Annotated in this window: 20 protein-coding genes; 9 read left to right on the forward strand and 11 right to left on the reverse strand. The window is 70.0% G+C overall.

Annotation, left to right across the window (positions count from 1 at the left end):
- The first annotated feature begins 26 nt into the window (after positions 1-26).
- Positions 27-455, forward strand: a complete 429-nt coding sequence (locus tag ACIBEI_RS28085; RefSeq protein ID WP_398893019.1) for a VOC family protein — start codon at positions 27-29, stop codon at positions 453-455.
- 57 nt (positions 456-512) lie between these two features.
- On the opposite strand, the gene fdhA is transcribed toward ACIBEI_RS28085, so the two are convergent.
- The 4 genes from fdhA to ACIBEI_RS28105 form a co-directional block, all read right to left on the reverse strand.
- Positions 513-1,739 (reverse strand): formaldehyde dehydrogenase, glutathione-independent, encoded by a 1,227-nt coding sequence (gene fdhA / locus ACIBEI_RS28090; RefSeq protein WP_398893020.1) that lies wholly within the window; start codon positions 1,737-1,739, stop codon positions 513-515.
- Between the two features lie 116 nt (positions 1,740-1,855).
- The gene (locus tag ACIBEI_RS28095; protein WP_398893021.1) at positions 1,856-3,163 is read right to left on the reverse strand and encodes an MFS transporter; all 1,308 of its coding nucleotides are present in this window, start codon (positions 3,161-3,163) and stop codon (positions 1,856-1,858) included.
- Between the two features lie 207 nt (positions 3,164-3,370).
- Positions 3,371-3,925, reverse strand: a complete 555-nt coding sequence (locus ACIBEI_RS28100; RefSeq protein ID WP_398893022.1) for a methylated-DNA--[protein]-cysteine S-methyltransferase — start codon at positions 3,923-3,925, stop codon at positions 3,371-3,373.
- Between the two features lie 114 nt (positions 3,926-4,039).
- Positions 4,040-4,915: a glycerophosphodiester phosphodiesterase gene (locus ACIBEI_RS28105; RefSeq protein WP_398893023.1), complete on the reverse strand. Its 876-nt coding sequence runs from the start codon at positions 4,913-4,915 to the stop codon at positions 4,040-4,042.
- Between the two features lie 277 nt (positions 4,916-5,192).
- Here ACIBEI_RS28105 and ACIBEI_RS28110 point away from each other — a divergent pair, with 277 nt between their 5' ends.
- The 7 genes from ACIBEI_RS28110 (at position 5,193) to ACIBEI_RS28140 (ending at position 13,937) form a co-directional block, all read left to right on the forward strand.
- On the forward strand, positions 5,193-6,056 hold the full coding sequence (locus ACIBEI_RS28110; RefSeq protein ID WP_398893024.1) for an MHYT domain-containing protein: 864 nt from the start codon (positions 5,193-5,195) through the stop codon (positions 6,054-6,056).
- A gap of 40 nt (positions 6,057-6,096) precedes the next feature.
- The gene (gene uvrB / locus ACIBEI_RS28115) at positions 6,097-8,235 is read left to right on the forward strand and encodes an excinuclease ABC subunit UvrB (RefSeq protein WP_398893025.1); all 2,139 of its coding nucleotides are present in this window, start codon (positions 6,097-6,099) and stop codon (positions 8,233-8,235) included.
- A 140-nt stretch (positions 8,236-8,375) separates the two neighbouring features.
- Positions 8,376-8,954, forward strand: coding sequence for a TerD family protein (locus tag ACIBEI_RS28120; protein WP_055615261.1), 579 nt, complete (start codon positions 8,376-8,378; stop codon positions 8,952-8,954).
- A 45-nt stretch (positions 8,955-8,999) separates the two neighbouring features.
- Entirely contained in the window at positions 9,000-11,042 is a 2,043-nt protein-coding gene (locus tag ACIBEI_RS28125; protein ID WP_398893026.1) for a TerD family protein, read from the forward strand.
- 287 nt (positions 11,043-11,329) lie between these two features.
- Positions 11,330-12,331 carry a TerC/Alx family metal homeostasis membrane protein gene (locus tag ACIBEI_RS28130; RefSeq protein WP_398893027.1) on the forward strand — a complete coding sequence of 334 codons (1,002 nt, stop codon included), beginning with the start codon at positions 11,330-11,332 and terminating at the stop codon, positions 12,329-12,331.
- Positions 12,332-12,462: 131 nt separating this feature from the next.
- Complete coding sequence (locus tag ACIBEI_RS28135) at positions 12,463-12,765, forward strand: hypothetical protein (RefSeq protein WP_398893028.1); 303 nt, start codon at positions 12,463-12,465, stop codon at positions 12,763-12,765.
- 71 nt (positions 12,766-12,836) lie between these two features.
- The gene (locus ACIBEI_RS28140; RefSeq protein WP_398893029.1) at positions 12,837-13,937 is read left to right on the forward strand and encodes a calcium:proton antiporter; all 1,101 of its coding nucleotides are present in this window, start codon (positions 12,837-12,839) and stop codon (positions 13,935-13,937) included.
- A 213-nt stretch (positions 13,938-14,150) separates the two neighbouring features.
- Here ACIBEI_RS28140 and ACIBEI_RS28145 read toward each other — a convergent pair whose 3' ends face one another.
- Both ACIBEI_RS28145 and ACIBEI_RS28150 read right to left on the reverse strand, forming a co-directional pair.
- Positions 14,151-15,422, reverse strand: a complete 1,272-nt coding sequence (locus ACIBEI_RS28145; protein ID WP_398893030.1) for an MFS transporter — start codon at positions 15,420-15,422, stop codon at positions 14,151-14,153.
- A 92-nt stretch (positions 15,423-15,514) separates the two neighbouring features.
- Positions 15,515-16,561: a S66 peptidase family protein gene (locus ACIBEI_RS28150; RefSeq protein ID WP_398893031.1), complete on the reverse strand. Its 1,047-nt coding sequence runs from the start codon at positions 16,559-16,561 to the stop codon at positions 15,515-15,517.
- Positions 16,562-16,664: 103 nt separating this feature from the next.
- Here ACIBEI_RS28150 and aroQ point away from each other — a divergent pair, with 103 nt between their 5' ends.
- Positions 16,665-17,138, forward strand: a complete 474-nt coding sequence (aroQ, locus tag ACIBEI_RS28155) for a type II 3-dehydroquinate dehydratase (RefSeq protein ID WP_398893032.1) — start codon at positions 16,665-16,667, stop codon at positions 17,136-17,138.
- A gap of 165 nt (positions 17,139-17,303) precedes the next feature.
- Here the strand turns inward: aroQ and ACIBEI_RS28160 are convergent, their stop codons facing one another.
- From ACIBEI_RS28160 to ACIBEI_RS28180, 5 genes are all read right to left on the reverse strand, one after another.
- Entirely contained in the window at positions 17,304-18,074 is a 771-nt protein-coding gene (locus tag ACIBEI_RS28160) for an amino acid ABC transporter ATP-binding protein (RefSeq protein ID WP_398893033.1), read from the reverse strand.
- Positions 18,071-18,985 carry an amino acid ABC transporter permease gene (locus ACIBEI_RS28165; RefSeq protein WP_398893034.1) on the reverse strand — a complete coding sequence of 305 codons (915 nt, stop codon included), beginning with the start codon at positions 18,983-18,985 and terminating at the stop codon, positions 18,071-18,073. The genes ACIBEI_RS28160 and ACIBEI_RS28165 overlap by 4 nt, the downstream gene beginning before the upstream one ends.
- Complete coding sequence (locus ACIBEI_RS28170; protein WP_398893035.1) at positions 18,982-19,866, reverse strand: ABC transporter substrate-binding protein; 885 nt, start codon at positions 19,864-19,866, stop codon at positions 18,982-18,984. Before ACIBEI_RS28170 ends, ACIBEI_RS28165 begins: the two co-directional genes overlap by 4 nt.
- A 415-nt stretch (positions 19,867-20,281) precedes the next feature.
- Entirely contained in the window at positions 20,282-20,938 is a 657-nt protein-coding gene (locus tag ACIBEI_RS28175; RefSeq protein ID WP_398893036.1) for an MBL fold metallo-hydrolase, read from the reverse strand.
- Positions 20,939-20,948: 10 nt separating this feature from the next.
- The gene (locus tag ACIBEI_RS28180) at positions 20,949-21,671 is read right to left on the reverse strand and encodes a maleylpyruvate isomerase family mycothiol-dependent enzyme (protein ID WP_398893037.1); all 723 of its coding nucleotides are present in this window, start codon (positions 21,669-21,671) and stop codon (positions 20,949-20,951) included.
- Between the last annotated feature and the right edge of the window lie 206 nt (positions 21,672-21,877).

Here is a 21,877-nt window from a genome sequence, read left to right on the forward strand (position 1 = left end):
GCACAACGGGGCAGCAGCCTGAGGCCATGACGGACAACTCGACACGTCTCGACCATGTCGTCCTCTGGGTGCGCGACCCGGTGGCCTCGGCCGACTTCTACGAGAAGGCGCTGGGCCTTGAGCCCATCAGGGTCACCGAGTTCGCCGCGGGGAAGGTGGCCTTCCCCTCCGTGCGCCTCAACGAGGAGACCATCTTCGACCTCGCGCCCCTGACGATGGCACCCCGTATGGACGTCGTCCCCGAAGCGGCCGCCAGCGCGGGCCACCCGGTGAACCACGTCTGTCTGTCCCTCCCGGGCGAGGACCTCGACGCGCTCCGGGCCCGCCTGGAGGAGCGTGCCGTCCCCCTCTCGGACTTCACCCATGACGCGTACGGCGCGCGCGGAAAAGCCAAGCGGAGCTTCTACTTCCGCGACCCGGACGGGAACGTCTTCGAAGCGCGGCACTACGACTAGCTCGGCACGAGAAAAGGGTGTCCACGCGCGCGTGGACACCCTTTTGGCCTCCGGGGCTCAGACAGGCCTCGCTCCGTTCAGTGCCCCATGCGGGTCGAGGACGTACTTGCGGCTGGCGCCCTGATCGAACTCGGCGTAGCCGCGCGGAGCGTCCTCCAGGCCGATCACCGTCGCGTTGACGGCCTTGGCGATGTGCACCCGCTCGTGCAGGATCGCCTTCATCAGTCCTCGGTGGTACTTCATCACCGGACACTGACCGGTCGTGAAGCGGTGGCTCTTCGCCCACCCCAGACCGAGCCGCACCTTCAGCGTCCCGGTCCGCGCGTCCTGGTCGATCCCGCCGGGATCGTCCGTCACGTACAGGCCCGGAATGCCGAGCGCGCCACCCGCGCGCGTGATGCCCATCAGCGAGTTGAGGACCGTGGCGGGTGCCTCCGGGGCATCGGGACCGTGGGCCCGCGCCTCGAAACCGACCGCGTCGACGGCCACGTCCACCTCCGGCTCACCCAGGAGCTGATCGATCTGCTCGCCCACGTCGCCCCGGCTGACGTCGACCGTCTCGCAGCCGAAACTCCTGGCCTGCGCGAGACGTTCGGCGTTCAGGTCGCCGACGATGACGACGGCGGCGCCCAGCAGCTGCGCCGACGCCGCGGCCGCGAGACCGACCGGCCCCGCCCCCGCGACGTACACCGTCGAGCCGACCCCGGCGCCCGCGGTCACCGCGCCGTGGAACCCGGTCGGGAAGATGTCCGACAGCATGGTCAGATCGAGGAGCTTCTCGCGCGCCTGGTCCCGGTCCGGGAACCGCAGCAGGTTGAAGTCCGCGTACGGGACCATGGCGTACTCCGCCTGGCCGCCGACCCAGCCGCCCATGTCGACATAGCCGTAGGCCGCCCCGGGGCGGGCCGGGTTGACGTTCAGGCAGATGCCGGTCTTGCGTTCCTTGCAGTTGCGGCACCGTCCGCATGCGATGTTGAACGGCACCGAGACGATGTCCCCGACCTCGACGAACTCGACGTCCGGGCCTCGCTCCACGACCTCCCCGGTGATTTCGTGCCCGAGGACGAGCCCCTCGGGCGCTGTCGTCCGGCCGCGCACCATGTGCTGGTCGCTGCCGCAGATGTTGCTGGCGAGCACTTTGAGGATGACTCCGTGCCGGCACTTGCGGCCGATGTTCGCGGACGCCACCCCTGGCCCGTCCTGCAGTTCGAGCGTCGGGTAGTCGATGGTCCTGACTTCCACCGCGCCCGGCTTGAGATACGCGACTGCCCTGTTCCCGCTCATACGTGATCGCCGTCCCTTCGGCCCCGTGATTTCGGATGCCAGTGGCTGTGCGCATGGCGGAGTCTGCTACCGCCCCGCCGTTCCGGCCAGCCTTCGCGCGGGTCTCTCCGGGTACGTCACGACGTGGCGGGCCGGCCCCGGGTGAACAGCGCCAGGGCGCCGAGCGGCAGCAGCAGACAGGCGGCGACGAGATTCAGCCAGCCGTAGCTCGCCTGGGCGACGACGAGGCCTGCCGCCGCGCCGCCGAGACCCGCAGCGGTGTTCATGGTCAGGTCGGACAAGCCCTGTGCGGCGGCGCGCGCGGGTTGCGGCACGGAGTCCGTCAGGAGCGCGGAGCCGGAGACGAGACCGGCCGACCAGCCGAGACCCAGCACGAAGAGCCCGACGGCGGTCTGCGTGTGACTGCTGCCCGCGGTGCCCGCGAGCAACGCCGCGCAGGCCAGCAGCCCCACAGCAAGACCGATCACCGCCAGCCGCCCGAACCGGTCGGACAACCGGCCCATGACGGGCGAGAACGCGAACATGCCCGCGATGTGGATGCTGATGACCAGCCCGATCAGATCGATGCTCGCACCGTGGTGACCGAGATCGACCGGTGTCATCGACATGACCGACACCATCGCCGTGTGCGAGACGGCCACGGTCACGAGGGCCAGCCGGGCCCGCGGCGAGGCCCGGACGGCGGCCGCCCCGGCCCGTATGGAACGGGCGGCGGGGGACTGCTCCTCGACCGGCGCCAGAGCACGCGCGGTGAGCAGCGGATCGGGCCGCAGCAGCACCGCGACCAGGAGCGCCGATATGAGGAAGACTCCGGCCGCCCAGAGGAAGGGGCCCGCCGCCTCCGGTATGCCGAGCCCGGCGACGCTGCGGCCGGCGGGCGCGGCGATGTTGGGCCCCAGGACCGCGCCGATCGTCGTGGCCCACACGACGTTCGAGATGGCCCGTGCCCGCCGCTGCGGCTCGGCGAGGTCCGCGGCCGCGAAGCGCGCCTGCAGATTCGCGGACGAGGCCGCGCCGAACCCCGCCATGCCGAGCAGCAGCAGCGGAAAGTTGTTCATCGCCGCGGCGACCACGACGATCCCCGCGCCCAACGCGCCGATGAGGTACGCCAGCACGAGCCCCGGCCGACGGCCGCGCGCGGTCATCAGCGCGGCGAGTGGCACGGAGAGCACGGCCGTCCCCGTGACCGTCGCGGTGGGTGCCAGCCCGGCCAACGACTCGGTGCCGGCGACCTCCTGGGCCAGTACGACCGCGAGCGCGATGCCCGTGGCCACACCGAGCCCGCCGAGGATCTGGCTGGCGACGAGCACTGCGGATATCCGGCGCCGCAGGGCCGGCAGTGCCTCCGTGTCGACAGGCCCGGCGGCCGCCCGCTCGACGGCGGTCACCGAGACCGGCCCGGGGCGCCGCGGCCGAGCGCGCATACAGCGACTGGTCCTGCGGGCCGCACCATTTCGGACACATGGCCGCGCGTGATCGATGTGGTCACCGGTGCATCCTCCCCCTGGTCCTGACCTCAGGACACCTTCATGACAACAGCGGCCCGCGCCCCCACGGCCGAGCGCTTCGAGGCACCCCTCATCACGGAGGCACCCCTCATCACGGAGGCACCCTCAGCACCGAGGCACCGCTCAGAACAGCGGCTCCGGCAGCACCCCTTCCAGCGCCAGCAGCTTCCGCTTGGTCTCCAGGCCGCCCCCGAACCCGCCGATCCCGCCGTCACTCTCCACCACGCGGTGGCACGGCACGACGACAGGCAGCGGATTGGCGCCCATGGCCATGCCCACGGCCTGGGCCGCCCCCGGCTGGCCGACCCGCCGGGCCAGGTCGCCGTACCCCACCACGGACCCGTACGGAACCCCGGACGCCAGCTCGCGCAGCACCTGACGGTTGAACCCGGAGATCAGGGACCAGTCCAGCGGCAGCTCGAAGTCCCTGCGCTCGCCCGCGAAGTACGCCGCGATCTGCCGTATCGCCTCGGCCAGGAGCGGGGACTCCGGTGCCGCGACGGGCTCGGTGCCGAACCGGGATCCGAGCCGGTCGAGGGTCTTGTCGCGCACCGCGTCCGTGGCGTGGAAACCGACGCTGACCAGGCCTTCGCCGGTCGCGGCCAGCAGCAGCGGACCGATGTCGCTGTCGACGACGGTCCACACCACTCGCTGCTCGTTCTGCCCATGGCTGTCCATGCGCTCCACGGTACGGCGCACCACTGACAACGCCGGTGGCACGGACGCCTGCGAGCGTCCGTGCCACCGGCGGGAGCTGGTGAAGGGCCACCGGCGGGAGCCGGTGAAGGCGGTTCAGCGCCCGTTCAGCGCCTCCCGCACCACGTCCGGCTTGTTCGTGATGACGCCGTCCACGCCGAAGCCCGCGACGCGCCGCGTGTCCTCGGCGGTGTCGACGGTCCAGGTGGAGATCTCCAGCGGCTTGCCGTGCGGTCCTTCGAGCGCGTGGATCGCGGTGACGTAGTCGAGGGAGATCGTCGTGTGCGACGAGTTGATCTGGTCGGCGAACCGCGCGTACGCGGGCAGCTCCGCGACCGACGGCGTACCCAGGAAGCCCGTCTTGATGTCGGGCCGCAGCGCGCGCACGGCCCGAAGACTGTCCGCGCTGAAACTCTGTACGACCAGCTTGCTCCGAACGTGGGCCGGACCCAGCCAGCCCTCGTTGCTGAGGACCTTGAGGGTCTCCCGCTCGATGCCCGGGTAGAGCGCGGGATTCTTGATCTCCAGGACGAGCTTCTGGTGATTGCGTGAAACCCGGTTCATGTACTGCGTCAGGGTCGGTACGCGCGCGCCCGCGAACCGGGGGCTGAACCAGCTGCCCGCGTCGAGGCGCGCGATCTCCACTGCGGTGAAGTCCTTGACCTTCCAGGGTGCCCGCCCGGGGAAGACCTGCTCGACGTCGGTCGTGCGGGTCAGGCTGTCGTCGTGGATCACCACGAGCTCGCCGTCCTTGGTGCGCTGGACGTCGTTCTCGACCCAGCGGAACCCGAGGTCATCGGCCTTGTCGATGGCGGCCAGGGTGTTCTCGGGGGCGTAGGCCGAGGCGCCGCGGTGGGCGATCACCTGAGCCCGGTCGGTGTCCGGCGCGGCGTGGGCGGTGGGTGCGGGGAGAACAACGACAGCGGCTCCCAGGAGCGCGGTGGTCGTGGCGGCGGCAGCGCGCGCGTGCATGCGTACTCCTTGCGTCTGTGTTCACGGACCGTCCTAGAGTGACAGCAGAGGGTCAACAGTAGGGGGGTGCAGGATGGCCACAGATTGAATGGAGTTGCCCATGTCCGATCACGCGTGCCGCACAAGTGCGGCAAGGCCGTGATTCTTTGCCGGAAAATCGTTCGAGCGTTCCGGGGCGAGTCATACTCTCTGCGTCAACCCTGACCGCCGTGGCGGTCCTGGGACGGGGGCATCTCACGAATTTCCGGGACTCAACAGGGCGGAAGGGCAACCGCGCATGCAGGGCACGATCGACGGATTCAGCTACGGACTCGTCACGCCGCTGGTGGCGTACCTGATGGCCTGCCTCGGTGGAGCGCTGGGTCTGCGCTGCACCACGAGATCGATGCTCGTCACCCGCTCCTGGCGGCCGGGCTGGCTGGCCCTCGGCTCGGCGGCGATCGGTTCCGGCATCTGGACCATGCACTTCATCGCGATGATGGGTTTCTCCGTCCAGGAAACCCCGATCCGCTACGACAAACTGACGACGTTCGCGAGCCTCGGCGTCGCGATCGTCATGGTCGGCATCGGGATCTTCATCGTCGGCTACAAGGGAGCCTCCGGAACGGCCCTGTTCACAGGGGGCACCATCACCGGCCTGGGCATCGCCTCGATGCACTACCTGGGTATGGCCGGAATGCGACTCAACGGAAAGCTCGAGTACAACACCTTCACCGTTTCCGCCTCGGTCGTCATAGCCGTCGTCGCCGCGATCGCGGCCCTGTGGGCGGCGGGTCAGATCCGCGGCTTCATGTGGAGCGTGGGCGCGAGCCTCGTCATGGGTCTCGCCGTCAGCGGCATGCACTACACCGGCATGGCCGCCCTCAACGTCCATCTGCACGGTGCCGCCAGCACCCCGGCCGGGGACTCGCCCGCGTCCCTGCTGGCCCCCCTGATGGTCGGCCCGCTGGCCTTCCTGCTGCTGGCCGGTGTCGTCGTGATGTTCGACCCGCTGATGGTCATGGGCAAGCCCGACTGGAGCCCCGCCGAGCAGAAGCCCGGCATCCCGGCCCACACCGTCCGCCACACCGGCCGCCGGCCCGTGCCCGGCCAGCGTCGGAGCTCCAGGCGCCCCGGCTCCCGCACCCCGCAGAACTGGTGACGCGACCCCGTTGTCAGTGCGGGGTCGTACGGTGGAACCCATGCGGCCCGTATCAAAGATCGAACGCACGGTGGCGCCCTTCGAGGTCGTCAGCCCCTACCAGCCCAGCGGCGACCAGCCCGCTGCCATCGCCGACCTCGAGCGGCGTATCCGCGCAGGTGAGAAGGACGTGGTCCTGCTCGGCGCGACCGGCACCGGCAAGTCCGCCACCACCGCGTGGATGATCGAGAAGCTCCAGCGCCCCACTCTTGTGATGGCACCGAACAAGACGCTGGCCGCCCAGCTGGCCAACGAGTTCCGCGAGCTGCTGCCGAACAACGCCGTCGAGTACTTCGTCTCGTACTACGACTACTACCAGCCCGAGGCGTACGTCCCGCAGTCGGACACCTACATCGAGAAGGACTCCTCGATCAACGAGGAGGTGGAGCGGCTGCGCCACTCCGCGACCAACTCGCTGCTCACCCGCCGGGACGTCGTCGTGGTCGCCTCGGTCTCCTGCATCTACGGCCTGGGTACGCCGCAGGAGTACGTGGACCGCATGGTCAACCTCAAGATCGGCGACGAGATCGACCGTGACGACCTCCTGCGCCGCTTCGTCGACATCCAGTACACGCGCAACGACCTGGCCTTCACCCGCGGCACGTTCCGCGTCCGCGGCGACACCATCGAGATCTTCCCGGTCTACGAGGAGCTGGCCGTCCGCATCGAGATGTTCGGCGACGAGATCGAGGCCCTCTCCACGCTGCACCCCCTCACCGGCGAGATCATCAGCGACGACCAGCAGCTGTACGTCTTTCCGGCCTCCCACTATGTCGCGGGGCCCGAGCGCCTGGAGCGCGCCGCCAACGACATCGAGAAGGAACTGGGCGAGCGCCTCTCGGAGCTGGAGAAGCAGGGCAAGCTCCTGGAGGCCCAGCGGCTGAGGATGCGCACGACGTACGACCTCGAAATGCTCCGCCAGATCGGCTCCTGCTCGGGCGTCGAGAACTACTCGATGCACTTCGACGGCCGCGAGCCGGGCTCCCCGCCGAACACGCTGATCGACTACTTCCCGGACGACTTCCTGCTCGTCATCGACGAGTCGCACGTCACGGTCCCGCAGATCGGCGCGATGTACGAGGGTGACGCCTCCCGCAAGCGCACCCTCGTCGACCACGGCTTCCGGCTGCCGTCCGCCCTGGACAACCGCCCCCTGAAGTGGGAGGAGTTCCAGGAGCGCATCGGCCAGGCCGTCTATCTCTCGGCGACACCGGGCAAGTACGAGCTCTCGCGCGGCGACGGCTTCGTCGAGCAGATCATCCGCCCCACCGGCCTCATCGACCCCGAGGTCGTCGTCAAGCCCACCGAGGGGCAGATCGACGACCTGGTGCACGAGATCCGCAAGCGCACCGAGAAGGACGAGCGCGTCCTGGTCACCACCCTCACCAAGAAGATGGCCGAGGACCTCACCGACTACTTCCTCGAACTGGGCATCCAGGTCCGCTATCTGCACAGCGACGTCGACACCCTGCGCCGCGTCGAGCTGCTGCGCGAGCTGCGGGCCGGCGAGTTCGACGTCCTCGTCGGCATCAACCTCCTCAGGGAGGGCCTCGACCTGCCCGAGGTCTCCCTGGTGTCGATCCTCGACGCCGACAAGGAGGGCTTCCTGCGCTCCGGCACCTCCCTGATCCAGACCATCGGCCGCGCCGCCCGTAACGTGTCCGGTCAGGTCCACATGTACGCCGACAAGATCACCCCGGCGATGGAGAAGGCCATCGAGGAGACCAACCGCCGCCGGGAGAAGCAGGTCGCGTACAACACGGAGCGGGGCATCGACCCGCAGCCCCTCCGTAAGAAGATCAACGACATCGTGGCGCAGATCGCCCGCGAGGACGTCGACACGGAACAGCTGCTCGGCTCGGGCTACCGCAAGTCCAAGGACGGCAAGAGCGCCAAGGCCCCCGTGCCCGCGCTCGGCGGGAAGGCCGCCAAGGGAGCCAAGTCCGCCAAGGGCAAGGCCAAGGAGACCGTCCCGACGGACCGGCCCGCGGCGGAACTCGCCGGGCAGATCGAGGAGATGACGGAGCGGATGCGCGCGGCCGCCGCGAACCTGCAGTTCGAGATCGCCGCGAGGTTGCGTGACGAGGTCTCGGAGATGAAGAAGGAACTGCGACAGATGAAGGAAGCCGGCATCGCCTGACACCCGGAGTGGCGCGCTGTGTTGCAAGACCGACACAAAGTGTGCACCAGGGTTCGGCGCTGTCAGTGGCTCTGCGTAGGGTTGCTGGTCAACCGCAGGACTCTGCGGCAACAGGGGACAGTTCGAGAGGGGAACAGCGCGTGACGGTCAACATGACCAAGGGTCAGGCCATCAGTCTGCAGAAGAACGACGGAGGCACGCTGACCGCGGTCCGCATGGGGCTCGGCTGGCAGGCCGCCCCGCGACGTGGCCTGTTCGGCTCTCGCACCCGTGAGATCGACCTCGACGCGTCGGCCGTGCTGTTCGCGGACAAGCAGCCGGTCGACGTGGTGTTCTTCCGCCACCTCGTCAGCGACGACGGCTCCGTGCGCCACACCGGTGACAACCTCGTCGGCGGCGTGGGCCAGGGCGGCGACGACGAGGCGATCCTCGTCGACCTCGCGCGCATCCCGGTCCACATCGACCAGATCGTCTTCACCGTGAACTCGTTCACGGGCCAGACCTTCCAGGAGGTGCAGGACGCGTTCTGCCGCCTGGTCGACGAGACCAACGGCCAGGAGCTGGCCCGCTACACGCTGGCCGGCGGCGGCCAGTACACGGCGCAGATCATGGCGAAGGTCCACCGCGCGGGCGCGGGCTGGCAGATGACCGCTCTCGGTACGCCGGCCAACGGCCGCACCTTCCAGGACCTGATGCCGGCGATCCTGCCGCACCTGTAGGCAGCCCGGCACCCGGCGCACGAGTACATAGGGGGAACGAAGGCGATGACGGCTGAGCTGGTCCGGGGGCAGAACCACCCGCTGCCCCAGGCCCGACTTGAGATCCGGGTGTCGGCCGGAAAACCGATCGTGGCCGGGGCCACGCTCAGCGACGAACAGGGCACGGTGCACGGTGTCGAGTGGGTGGCCCACCCGGGCTCACCCACTCTGCCCGGCCTCGAGGTCTCCAAGCAGGCGGCGGCCGACCACCGCCTCGCGTGCGACCTGGACGCCCTGCCCGAATCCGTGCACCGGGTCAGCGTGCTGCTCGCGCTGCCGTCCGGAGGCAGCGGACCGGTCAGGTTCGGCTCCGTCGCCGCGCCCTTCGTCGCGGTCACCGGACTCGACGGCTCCGAGGTCGCCAGCTACACGATCACGGGGCTCGACGCGGAGTCGGCCGTCGTCGCACTGGAGCTCTACCGCAGGCAGGGTGCCTGGAAGGTCCGCGCCGTGGGCCAGGGATACGCGGGCGGCCTCGCCGAACTCCTCGCCGACCAGGGCCTGCCCCAGGCTCACCAACTCGCGGGCAGCATCAACGAAGCGGTCGCCCAGGGCCTCGCCCGTTCGGTGGCCGCACCCCCGCCGCGGACGTCGGAGGGCGACCGCTCGCGGCACGCCGCGACCCCGGCGCTCGGCCAGAACCAGGGCGGAGCCACGCCCCAGGGAGCCCCCGGCCACGTATCACCGCAGCACGGACACCCGGGCGGGCCGGGACACACGGCGCCCGGCACCCCAGGGCACGCCACGCCGCAGGGTGGCCACCCCGCAGGGCCGGGACAGCCGGACCCGTCCGCCGTCACCCAGCCCACCGGTGCCGGAGCCGGCGGACCCGTCAACTACAGCCACCCGGGACGGCAGGCCGCCGCGCCTCCGCCGCCCCCGCCGACAGCGCCCCCGGCCCAACCGGGACAGCCCGCGCAGCCCGTCGCGGGCGACGCGACCGGCTGGTCCATGGAGGAGCGCCTGTACAACCAGGTGTGGGGCATGTTCGAGGACCTGGCCCGCGCCACCGCCGCGTACCGCAGCGCGGTCGACTTCGCCGAGTCGCGGATGGAGCAGGAGCTCGACAAGGTCCTGTCCGACCCGCGCAGCCGCATCGGCGGCCAGGGCGACGCGGCGCGTGAGGCCGCCCGCGCCAAGCACTCCCAGCTGATCGACCGGGCCAGGGAGGCCCTCGACCGCGACCTCGCCCAGCTCACCGCCGAGGCGGGGGTCGTCGAGCCCGCGCTGCCGCCCGCCTTCGCGCGCTGGGACAACCCCGTCTGGCACGGCTACCGGGTCCCGATGGAGATCCCCATGGCCCTGCGCCTGGGCGACCTCCATCTGCCCGAGAGCGCGGGCCTGAGCATTCCGATGCTGGTGCGGCTGCCGCTTGAGCGCGGACTGTGGATCGACAGCGGACGCTCCGGATCCTTCGACGGTTCGATCGCGGACTCCGACGACCTGCGCCGCCTCGGCATGGACACGGCTGTGGCGATAGCGGCCCGGCTCCTCGCCGTCTATCCGGCAGGCGAGTACACGCTGCACGTCATCGACCCGGCGGGCTCCGGTGCCTCGTCCCTCGCGCCCCTCGTGCAGACCGGCGTGCTCAACGGCCCGCCGGCCGCCGGTGCCGCCGGGGTGACGGACGTACTCGCCCGGCTCACACAGCGCGTCGATCTCGTACAGATGGCGATCCGCGGCGGCGCGGCCGACTCCCTGCCGCCCGACCTCGACACGGCCGAGCAACTGCTGATCGTCAACGACTTCCCGCACGGTTTCGACGACCGTGCCGTGACCCAGCTGCGCTATCTCGCGGACGAGGGCCCGGCCGTCGGCGTCCACCTCATGCTGGTCGCCGACCGGGAGGACGCCACCGCCTACGGACCGCTGCTGGACCCGCTGTGGCGCTCGCTGCTCCGGCTCACGCCCACGCCCGACGACCACCTCGCCGACCCGTGGGTCGGACACGCGTGGACCTACGATCCCTCGCGCGTCCCCGCGGGCAGCCAGGTGCTCCAGCACGTCCTCACCCAGGTCGCGGCGGCCCGCCGATCCTGGAACCGCTGAGCCCTCGCGCACCCTTTACCAAGAGTTCTTCAAGCCATCTGACCAGCACATTTGGTCCTTCTTTTACTAATCTCTTTACCTTTCCTTGGTGATTGGGGTACTGTCGTCCGTGCGGAGGGGAGTACTCCCTACCTACTGCGGCGTACCCGTCAATACGGATCTGGTTCAGATCCCGGGGCGTCGGCCCGAGTGCACCGGGCGCATCGCGCGCCCCACCTGCATCGGGTGGAAGAGACCTCCGGCAGCGACGACGCTGACACTTGCCGTTACGTACTGCCGGAGGCGCAGTGGATGTTTCCGTGACCCTTTGGGTCCTGACGATCGTGGGCCTCGCCGCCCTCATCGCGGTCGATTTCTTCATCGGCCGCAAGCCGCACGACGTATCCATCAAGGAAGCCGGAATCTGGACGATCGTCTGGATCGTCCTGGCCGCGCTGTTCGGCCTCGGACTTCTGGTCTTCTCCGGAGGCCAGACCTCCGGAGAGTTCTTCGCCGGCTTCATCACCGAGAAGTCGCTGAGCGTCGACAACCTCTTCGTCTTCGTCCTGATCATGGCGAAGTTCTCCGTGCCCACGCAGTACCAGCAGCGGGTGCTGCTGGTCGGTGTGCTCATAGCGCTCGTCCTGCGCGCGATATTCATCGCCGCGGGCGCCGCCATCCTGGCGAGCTTCGCGTGGGTGTTCTACATCTTCGGCGCGTTCCTCATCTACACCGCCTGGAAGCTGATCCAGGAGGCCCGGGCCGACGACGAGGACGAGGAGTTCGAGGAGAACCGACTGCTCAAGGCGGCCGAGCGCCGCTTCGGAGTCGCCGACCGCTACCACGGCACCAAGCTGTGGATCCAGCAGAACGGCAAGCGGGTCATGACGCCGATGCTGGTCGTCATGCTGGCGATCGGCACCACCGACGTGCTCTTCGCACTCGACTCGATCCCTGCGATCTTCGGCCTGACGCAGGACCCGTACATCGTCTTCACGGCCAACGCGTTCGCGCTGATGGGTCTGCGGCAGCTGTACTTCCTGATCGGCGGACTCCTCAGGAAGCTGGTCCACCTCAGCTACGGCCTGTCGGTGATCCTCGGCTTCATCGGCGTCAAGCTCGTGCTGCACGCGCTGCACGAGTCCGGCGTCCACGTCCCGGAGATCTCCATCCCGGTCTCCCTCGGCGTGATCTGTGCGGTCCTGGTGGTCACCACGATCACCAGCCTGATGGCCTCCAAGAAGCAGGCGGCGGCCGAGGCGGCGCAGAGCGACGACGAAGGCGCTCCGAAGGACAGCATCGAGGCCTGACCACGTCGGACGTAGAAACAACCAGCACCGGGAGCGGCCCGCGGCGAATTGCCGACCACCGCTCCCGGTGCTTGCTTGTTTACTGAGCGCGTTTCCCGGCCCGGGGACGCCGTGGCCGGATGGAGACACCGATGAAGTTCGTGCAGATCATCGACTTCGAGACCGAGCGCCTGGACGAGATGCAGCAGCTGCTCCAGGAAGCCGGGGAGCGCAACGCCGGCAGGCCGGGTGGACCCACGCACCACACACTTCTACAGGACCGCGACAACCCGCGCCGCTATCTGGCCCTCATCGAATTCGATTCGTACGAGGAGGCCATGCGCAACAGCGACGCCCCTGAGACGGCCAAGCTGGCTGGGCAACTGGGCGCGCTGTGCATCGGCGAGCGCGTCTACACCAACTGCGACGTACGGGAATCGGGCGAGGTCAAGTAGCCCGTGCGGTACGTGAACGGGGCCCGCGCGACCGGAGTGCGGGGCCCGTTCACCTCTGCGACGATCGCTGCATGATCGCTCGGCTCCGGTCACTCGTGACACAGTGGACGGCCGTCGTGCCCGCGCTGGCGGTCGTTCTGCTGGTCTTCACCTGGGGCCGCGATCTGCCCGGCGCCGTCGTCGCCGTGGTGACACTGGTACTGGCCGGAGCCGTGCTGGCAGCCGTCCACCACGCCGAGGTCGTCGCGCACCGGGTCGGCGAACCCTTCGGTTCACTGGTCCTCGCCGTAGCCGTCACGATCATCGAGGTCGCGCTGATCGTCACCCTGATGGCGGACGGCGGCGACAAGAGCTCAACACTCGCCCGCGACACCGTCTTCGCGGCCGTGATGATCACCTGCAACGGCATCGTCGGACTGAGCCTGCTCGTCGCCTCACTGCGGCACGGGCTCGCCGTCTTCAACGCGGAGGGCACCGGCGCCGCCCTCGCGACCGTCGCGACGCTGGCCACGCTCAGCCTGGTGCTGCCGACCTTCACCACCAGCAAGCCGGGCCCCGAGTTCTCCACCACCCAGCTGACCTTCGCCGCCCTCTCCTCGCTCGTCCTCTACGGGCTGTTCGTGGCGACCCAGACCGTGCGGCACCGCGACTACTTCCTGCCGATCACCCGGCAGGGCGTGGTCGTCGACGCGGACGACCACGCCGACGCCCCGTCCTCCAGAAGCGCAGGCATCAGCCTGGGCCTCCTGGGCCTCGCCCTCGTCGGCGTGGTCGGTCTCGCGAAGGGCGTGTCGCCCACCATCGAGTCCGGGGTGGAGGCGGCCGGGATGCCGCACTCCGTGGTCGGCGTGATCATCGCCCTGCTGGTCCTGCTCCCCGAGACGATCGCCGCACTGCGTTCCGCCCGCCGCGACCGGGTGCAGACCAGCCTGAACCTCGCCCTCGGCTCGGCGATGGCCAGCATCGGCCTCACCATCCCGGCCGTGGCCGTCGCCTCCATCTGGCTCTCCGGCCCGCTGGTCCTCGGCCTTGGCGCCACCCACATGGTCCTGCTCGCCCTGACCGTGGTGGTCAGCTCCCTCACCGTGGTGCCTGGCCGCGCCACCCCACTCCAGGGCGGTGTCCACCTGGTCCTGTTCGCGGCGTACTTGGAACTGGCGATCAACCCGTAGGCCAGCATCTCCGTGGGCGCCGGGCCAGGGCCCCGAAGGGGCGCGGGGAACTGCGCGACCAGCCACGAACATCCCGCACTCGCCACCGAACCTGCCCTCCGAGCTCGTGGGCGTATCAGCGGAACCCAGCGCGCTCCGAAGAGCCGCGTAAACGCTTACGCAAGCGTTTACGCCGAGCCGCGCCACGCTCACGTGAGGTGAGCCGCGCCCGGCTCAGCCCGTCGCCGGCTCCGTAGCCACAACAGCCACCGGCCGAGTCTCCGGCAGCAACGCGAAGCACCCCAGACTGAGCAGCGCGATGCCCGTCAGATAGGCGGCCACACCCCACGGAACCCGGCCGCTCTGCTCGGCGACCGCCGTGGCCACGATCGGCGTGAGCGCACCCCCGAGCACACCGCCCAGGTTGTAGCCCACGGCCGCACCGGTGCACCGCACCCGCGGCTCGTACAGCTCCGGCAGATACGCGGCGATCACGCCGAACATCGTCACGAACGCGATCAGCGCGACCAGGAATCCGAGGAACATCAGCAGCGGCTCGCCCGTCGACAGCAGCGCGATCATCGGGAACATCCACAGGGCGCTGGCCGCACAGCCCGCCAGGCACAGCGGCCGCCGTCCGTAGCGGTCGCCGAGCATCGCGACCAACGGAGTCAGCGCACCCTTCACCACGACGGCCGCCATGATGCAGGTCAGCATGACCGTACGGCTCACCCCGAGCCGCTCGGTCGCGTAGGCGAGGGACCAGGTCGTCACGGCGTAGAACACCGCGTATCCGATGGCGAGCGCTCCCGCCGTCAGCAGGACGAGCCGCCAGTGCTCGCGTACGACCTCGGCGAGCGGCACGCGCGCGTGCTCGCGCAGTTCCAGGAACTGGGGGCTCTCCGTCAGGGAGGAGCGCAGCCACAGCCCCGCCGCCGCGAGAACGCCCGCCGCCCAGAACGGCACCCGCCATCCCCAGCTCGCGAACTGTGCGTCGGAGAGCGTCGCCGACAGCACCAGCATCACCCCGTTGGCGAGGACGAACCCCACCGCGGGCCCGATCTGCGGGAAACTCGACCACAGCCCGCGCCGGTCGGCCGGAGCGTGCTCCGCGGTCAGCAGCACCGCCCCGCCCCACTCCCCGCCGAGCCCCAGCCCCTGCAGAAAACGCAGCACAAGGAGCAGCACGGGAGCGGCCGTCCCGATGGAGTCGTACGTCGGTACGCAGCCGACCGCGACCGTCGCGGCGCCGGTCAGCAACAAGGAGATGACGAGAACGGGCCGTCGTCCGTGCCGGTCCCCGATGTGCCCGAACAGGACCGAGCCCAACGGCCGCGCCACGAACCCGACTCCGAACGTCCCGAAGGCCGCCAGCGTCCCCGCCACCGGCGAGAACGTGGGGAAGAAGAGCGGGCCCAGGACGAGCGCGGCCGCCGTCCCGTAGACGAAGAAGTCGTAGAACTCGATGGCCGTCCCGGCGAGCGAGGCCGCCGCGAGCCGCGGCATGGAAGGGGGCTTTACTGTGCGTGCACGGTACATGCCGCGTCAACTACCCACGGTCACCAAGGGTTACGGGGGCGCACGGGGGCCCGGTGGCCTCAGTAGGTCACCGTGATGCGCCGGGCGGGACCGTCCACGCGGATCACTCCCCCGTAGGGGATGACGATCTGGGGGTCGGTGTGCCCGAGATCCACATCGAAAACGACCATGGTGTCGGGGGCGTACGCCTCCATGGCGCGCAGCACGGCCTCGCGCTGTTCCGCCGCGTAACGGGCGCCCTCCTCAGGGCTGTTGGGGCGTTCGAAGGACCACGTCTTGGGCCGGCCCATCAGGAGCGCGGAGAAGCGCCGGAGCAGTCCGCGCTCGCCCATGCTCCGCAGGACGCGGAACACCTCCTCAGCGCTGGGCAGTTCCTCAGTGGTCTCCAGGAAGAGCACGCCGCCGTCGTGGACGGAGAGGTCGCGCGGGATCTCCCGGTCGGCCATCAGCAGCCAGGCCAGGATCTCCAGACAGCCGCCCCAACTGCGGCCCTCCACCACCCGGTCGGCGTTGACCCAGGTCCATCCGGCGCCGGGCCGGGTCTCCGGTTCCGACGCGAAGGTCGCCGGATCCGCCCAGTCGCGGTCGACGTCGCGCCACCGCTCGGCCGGACGCAGCTCGTACTCACCCGAGGTGAACAGCGCCGCCCGCAGGGATTCGGCGGTCAGCGGGTCCATGGCACCGGGCCGGCCCAGCTCACACATCACGCTCGCGCCGTGGTAGCCGACGATTCCCGTGTTCCACAGGTGGGCGAGCAGGTTCGTGTTGTCGCTGTACCCGAAGAACGGCTTCGGGTTGGCGCGGATCAACTCCCGGTCCAGCAGCGGCAGCACGGTGATCTGGTCGTCACCGCCGATCGACGCCATGACCGCCTTGACGTCCGGATCGGCGAACGCCGCGTGGATGTCGTCGGCCCGCTCCCGAGGCGTGGAACCCATCCTCCGGGTCGCCGGATACTCGACCGGTTCGAGGCCGTACTCCTTGCGCAGCCGCTCCAGGCCCAACTCGTACGGGAGTGGAAGGATCCCCGGCAGTCCGGCGGACGGGGAGATCACGGCCACCCGGTCGCCGGGCACGGGCTTGGGCGGATACGCGGGAGTCGTCATGCGAGGGAGGGTAGGGGCCGTCCCGGTGTCGGCGCACCGTGATAAACCGGGTCTGAGCAGCGGTCCTGAACGGGCCGAGCCATCCGACCGGACCGGAGGAACCGTGCCCCGCACCCTCGCCAACGCCCCGATCATGATTCTCAACGGCCCCAACCTGAACCTCCTCGGGCAGCGCCAGCCGGAGATCTACGGCTCCGACACCCTCGCCGACATCGAGGCGATGTGCGCCAAGGCGGCGGCAGCACACGGCGGCACGGTGGACTTCCGCCAGTCCAACCACGAGGGCGAGCTGGTCGACTGGATCCACGAGGCACGCCTCGGCCACTCCGGGATCGTGATCAACCCGGGCGCCTACTCGCACACCTCCGTCGCGATCCTGGACGCCCTCAACGCCTGTGACGGACTGCCGGTGCTGGAGGTCCACATCTCCAACATCCACAAGCGCGAGGAGTTCCGCCACCACTCGTACGTCTCGCTCCGCGCCGACGGCGTGATCGCGGGCTGCGGAGTGCAGGGTTACGTGTTCGGGGTGGAGCGGGTCGCGGCGCTGGCGGGAGCGGCTCGGGCGGAGGCCTGACGGGAGGGGAAGATCGGCGGCCTGACGGGAGGCGCCGGGCGGACGGCGGTCGATTGTCAGTGGCGGGTGCCACCATCGACGCATGACCTTGATCCAGGATTTCCGAACGCCGTCCACGTCCGCCCCGGGCCGCGAGTCCCGCCCCGCCCCGTGCCAGGCCGTCGACTACAGCCGCCCCGCCTCCACGATCCGGCGCAGGAAACGCCGCGTGCGTTCCTCCCGCGGGTCGCCGAACACCTCCTCGGCCGTGCCGCGTTCCAGTACGACGCCGCCGTCGAGGAAGCAGACCTGGTCCGCGACATCGCGGGCGAAGCCCATCTCGTGCGTGGCCAGCACCATGGTCATGCCGTCGTCCTTCAAGTCCCGCACGACGGCGAGGACTTCACCCACCAGCTCCGGGTCGAGGGCCGCGGTGATCTCGTCGAGGAGCAGCAGCCTGGGGCGTACGGCCAGGGCGCGGACGATCGCGGCCCGCTGTTGCTGGCCGCCGCTCAGCCGGTCCGGGTACTCGCCCGCCTTGGCGCCGAGCCCGAGCCGGTCGAGCAGCTCACGGGCGTGCGCCTCCGCCTCCGCGCGGTCCACGCCGTGCACGCGGCGCGGGGCCAGCGTGATGTTCTGCAGGACGGTCATGTGCGGAAAGAGGTTGTACGCCTGGAAGACCACGCCGATCCGGCGGCGCACCGCGTCCTGGTCGGCCCGGGGGTCGGTGATCTCCTCGTCGTCCAGCCAGATGGCGCCGTCGTCGATCTCCTCCAGAAGGTTCGCGCAGCGCAGCAGCGTCGACTTGCCCGAGCCGGAGGCCCCGATCAGCGCCGTCACCGTGTGCGGGGCGACCTCCAGATCGACGTCCCGAAGGACGACCGAGTCGCCGAAGGTCTTGCGGACGGCCTCCATCCGCAGCACGGGCACGCCGGAGTCCTTGGGTGTCCCGCTCATATGCTCCCTCCCTGCGCCTGCCGCCGGTCCATCCGTGCCGTCACCCAGTCGGTGAAGCGGGTCATCGGGATGGTCAGCGCGACGAAGACGAGTCCCGCGACGATGTACGGCGTGTAGTTGAGGCTGCGGCCCACGATGATGTCCGCGGCGCGCACGGCGTCGACGGCTCCGCCGATCGAGACGAGCCCGGTGTCCTTCTGCAGGGACACCAGGTCGTTGAGCAGCGGCGGTACCTGACGGCGTACGGCCTGGGGGAGTACCACGTATCGCAGCGCCTGACGGTTGCTCAGCCCCAGCGAGCGGGCTGCGGCGCGCTGCGAGGGGTGGACCGACTCGATGCCGGCGCGGAACACCTCGGCGACGTACGCCGAGTAGGTGAGGGTGAGCGCCGTCCCGCCGAGCAGCACCGGATCGACCGTGATGCCCTGCAGCCGCAGCGCCGGCACGCCCAGGACCACGATCATCAGGTTGATGATCAGCGGCAGCCCGCGGAAGAAGTCGGTGTACGCGGCGGCCAGCGCCCTCAGCGGGAAGAACACCGGGCCGCGCAGGGTGCGGGCGACGGCGATCAGCATGCCGAGGACGAGGACCGCGGCGCCGCACACCAGCAGGAGCCGGACGTTCAGCCACAGCCCTTCCAGGACCTTGGGGAACGCCTCGCGCGCGTACTGCGCGCTGAAGAACGTCTCCTTGGTGCGCGGCCAGCCGGGCGCGTTGACGACGACGAGGTAGAGGGCGATGCCGGTCACGAGGGTGGACAGCGCGGCGATCGCCGTCGCGCGGCGGGCACGGGAGCGCTTGTACCGCTCCCGCTCGATCCGCCGCCGCGACGGGACGTACGCCTCGCGCGCCCCTCCTTCGCCGGAGTCTCCCTCCGGCTCCCCGGCCGACTCCTCCTTCACGAGCGTCACTTGAGGACCGGTGCGTCGACGGCGTCGGACAGCCACTGCTTCTCGACGGCGGCGAGGGTGCCGTCCTCGCGCAGGGCGTCCACGGCGTCCGTCACGCACGAGGTGAGCGCGCTGCCCTTGTCCAGGACGAGCCCGAACTGCTCGGGCGTACCGCCCTGGTTCTCGAACTGCCCGACGATCCTCGCGTCCGTCACCTCGGCCGCGGTGATGTAGAACGCGGTCGGCAGATCGACCACGATGGCGTCCACCTGGCCGTTCTTCAGCGCGGACTTGGCCTGGTCGTTCTTCGCGTACGCGGCCGGCTGCTCGGTCGGCTTCACCACGTCGTTGATGTAGTTGAGGCTGGTGGTGCCGACCTGGGCGCCCAGCTTCACGCCCTTGAGGTCGGCGATGCTCTTCGCCTTGGCGGCCTTGGAGTCCTTCAGCGCGATGACGGCCTGGCGCACGTCGTAGTAGCCGGACGAGAAGTCGACGGCCTTCTTGCGTTCGTCGCTGATCGACACCTGGTTGATGTCGAAGTCGAAGGTCTTCTCGCCGGGCGCGAAGGCCTTGTTGAAGGGCACGCTCTGCCAGACGACATCACTCTTGTCGTAGCCGAGCTGCTTCGCCACGGCGTAGGCGACGGCCGACTCGAAGCCCTCGCCGTTGGCCGGCTTGTCGTCCTTGAACCACGGCTCGTACGCGGGTTCGTCGGTCGCGATGGTCAGCTTCCCGGAGACTTCCGTGTCCAGCTTGCCCTTGGCGCACGATTCGGCGCCGGTACCGGAGGGCTTGTCGGAGGCCTTCTCCTCGGGCTGCGGGGCGCAGCCGACGGCGACGGCGAGCAGAGCGACGGTGGCGGTGGACGCGGCGCGGCGCAAGGCGCGTTGGGCAAGATGCATGGCGGGAGAGTGACAGTGGGCAGGCCTGTCTGTCGAGGTCACAGGGGCAACTGTCTGCATAATGGGAACGGGTGTTGCAATGTTGTGAACTCGTGGGGCGCCGGGGTGTCACGGGGTCCTGGGCGGTGGCCGCCGGACGTCGGCCACCGCTGCCAGGGCGGGGCCGCCGGCCGAGGGCGGGGATCGACAGGCCGGCGACCCGTCCGCGCAGGAGCCGTCATCCTGTGCGGGACCAGCTACCAGTGGACCGCGCGCTCCCCGTGCGCCGGGAGCGCGTGCGGGGCACCGGAGTGTGCGCTCCGTTCACACGGGGCGCACACCGGCGCGCACGGCCGGGGACCGCACCCCCGACATCGGACGCCTCATCAACTCCGGCCCGGGGCCCGATGGTTCGCCGTTGCCTGTGCCTGGAGGTTCACCAACCCCGCGCGTGCCACTCCGGCAGGTGCGGACGTTCGGCGCCCAGCGTCGTGTCGTCGCCGTGCCCCGGGTAGACCCAGGTCTCGTCCGGCAGTACGTCGAAGATCTTCGTCTCGACGTCGTGGATCAGACTGGCGAACGCCTTCGCGTCCTTACGTGTGTTGCCCACACCACCCGGGAAGAGACAGTCCCCCGTGAACACATGCGGGTGGCCGTGCGGGTCGTCGTAGACCAGGGCGATCGAGCCGGGCGTGTGCCCCACCAGGTGGCGTGCGGTCAGCTCCACGTGTCCCACCCGGATCGTGTCGCCGTCCTGGACCGGCACGTCCGTCGGTACGGGGATGCCGTCGGCGTCGTCCCGTCCCGCGTACGTGCGCGCGCCCGTGGCCGTCACGACCTCCGCGAGCGCCTGCCAGTGGTCGCCGTGCTGATGCGTGGTGACGACGGACGCGATGCCGTCGTCACCGATCAGCGTGAGCAGCGTCCCGGCGTCGTTGGCCGCGTCGATCAGCAACTGCTCGTCCGTGGCCCGGCAGCGCAGCAGATAGGCGTTGTTGTTCATCGGGCCGACCGCGACCTTGGAGATCATCACGTCCCGCAACTCGTGCACATCCGCAGGGCCGCCGACCGTCACCGCTCCGCTGTACGTCATGACGCCCAGCCTATAGCGGGGGGAGTGCGGGCAGCGGACCGCCGTCGACGCCCAGCGCGGACCCGTCGCGGCGGCCCGCGAGCCAGCCGAGGAGAGCGGGTGCGGAGCCGGTCACGGTCACTTCCGCGCCGCCCTCGGTGCCCACCGCTCGTTCCGGGGCGCCGTCTCCGGAGACGTGTCCCGTGCTCCACGCGCGCGTGCCGTCGGTGACGCGGGTGTGCGGCACCTCGGGGTGTCCGGCGAAGCGGTCCGTGAGGAAGGCGATCTCGCGCTCCACGAACTCCTCCGGGAGGTCCTCCAGGTCGTATCCGATCCCCAGATCGACGTGGTGCAGCTCGACCTCGATCCACCGCCGGAACGGCACCCCGGACGCCGAGTCGGTGACGCCGTTGCGCAGCTCCACCGTGCGGGACCAGTCCGCGGGCGCGGCTCCCGTCTCCTGGAAGCGGGCCGTGCTCTCGCGGAGGTCGGTGAGCTGTGTCTCCAGGGGACGCGGGGCGTCCCGCCCGATGTCGGCGTCCCGGGCCTCCCCGGAGACGTACATCGGCCGGCCTTCGAGGACGTTCACGAGGGCGTCCGCGTTGCGGGCCAGGTGGGCCAGGACGTGGCCGCGGCTCCAGCCGGGCAGCCGTGACGGCTCGGCCACGGAGGCGTTGTCCAGTTTGCCGACTGCGGTGAGGAGCCGCTCGGTCGCGTCACGTACAGACGCCAGGTCGCGCACATGATCGTTCATGGGCCCGACGATAGTCCCGCCACACGTTTGGGTGAAGGTTGCGGACGGCCGCCGTAAATCGAATGCGCGTGCTATATGGTCGGGTGCGGCGTCGGGCATGCTGGAGGGCCCGGGATTGTTGTGAAGCAGGGAAACCAGACCGGCGCTGTCAGTGGCTCCCTCTAGTCTGAAAAAGACGGGGGCCCCGTCGTCTGAAAAGCCGGGGG

The sequence above is a fragment of the Streptomyces sp. NPDC050988 genome (genome assembly GCF_044456225.1).
Lineage (GTDB): Bacteria > Actinomycetota > Actinomycetes > Streptomycetales > Streptomycetaceae > Streptomyces.

Coding starts and splice junctions, on each gene's coding strand:
- ACIBEI_RS28085 (WP_398893019.1), top strand. CDS start 27: ATGACGGACAACTCGACACGTCTCGACCATGTCGTCCTCTGGGTGCGC.
- fdhA (WP_398893020.1), bottom strand. CDS start 1,739: ATGAGCGGGAACAGGGCAGTCGCGTATCTCAAGCCGGGCGCGGTGGAA.
- ACIBEI_RS28095 (WP_398893021.1), bottom strand. CDS start 3,163: ATGCGCGCTCGGCCGCGGCGCCCCGGGCCGGTCTCGGTGACCGCCGTC.
- ACIBEI_RS28100 (WP_398893022.1), bottom strand. CDS start 3,925: ATGGACAGCCATGGGCAGAACGAGCAGCGAGTGGTGTGGACCGTCGTC.
- ACIBEI_RS28105 (WP_398893023.1), bottom strand. CDS start 4,915: ATGCACGCGCGCGCTGCCGCCGCCACGACCACCGCGCTCCTGGGAGCC.
- ACIBEI_RS28110 (WP_398893024.1), top strand. CDS start 5,193: ATGCAGGGCACGATCGACGGATTCAGCTACGGACTCGTCACGCCGCTG.
- uvrB (WP_398893025.1), top strand. CDS start 6,097: ATGCGGCCCGTATCAAAGATCGAACGCACGGTGGCGCCCTTCGAGGTC.
- ACIBEI_RS28125 (WP_398893026.1), top strand. CDS start 9,000: ATGACGGCTGAGCTGGTCCGGGGGCAGAACCACCCGCTGCCCCAGGCC.
- ACIBEI_RS28135 (WP_398893028.1), top strand. CDS start 12,463: ATGAAGTTCGTGCAGATCATCGACTTCGAGACCGAGCGCCTGGACGAG.
- ACIBEI_RS28140 (WP_398893029.1), top strand. CDS start 12,837: ATGATCGCTCGGCTCCGGTCACTCGTGACACAGTGGACGGCCGTCGTG.
- ACIBEI_RS28145 (WP_398893030.1), bottom strand. CDS start 15,422: ATGCCGCGGCTCGCGGCGGCCTCGCTCGCCGGGACGGCCATCGAGTTC.
- ACIBEI_RS28150 (WP_398893031.1), bottom strand. CDS start 16,561: ATGACGACTCCCGCGTATCCGCCCAAGCCCGTGCCCGGCGACCGGGTG.
- ACIBEI_RS28160 (WP_398893033.1), bottom strand. CDS start 18,074: ATGAGCGGGACACCCAAGGACTCCGGCGTGCCCGTGCTGCGGATGGAG.
- ACIBEI_RS28170 (WP_398893035.1), bottom strand. CDS start 19,866: ATGCATCTTGCCCAACGCGCCTTGCGCCGCGCCGCGTCCACCGCCACC.
- ACIBEI_RS28175 (WP_398893036.1), bottom strand. CDS start 20,938: ATGACGTACAGCGGAGCGGTGACGGTCGGCGGCCCTGCGGATGTGCAC.
- ACIBEI_RS28180 (WP_398893037.1), bottom strand. CDS start 21,671: ATGAACGATCATGTGCGCGACCTGGCGTCTGTACGTGACGCGACCGAG.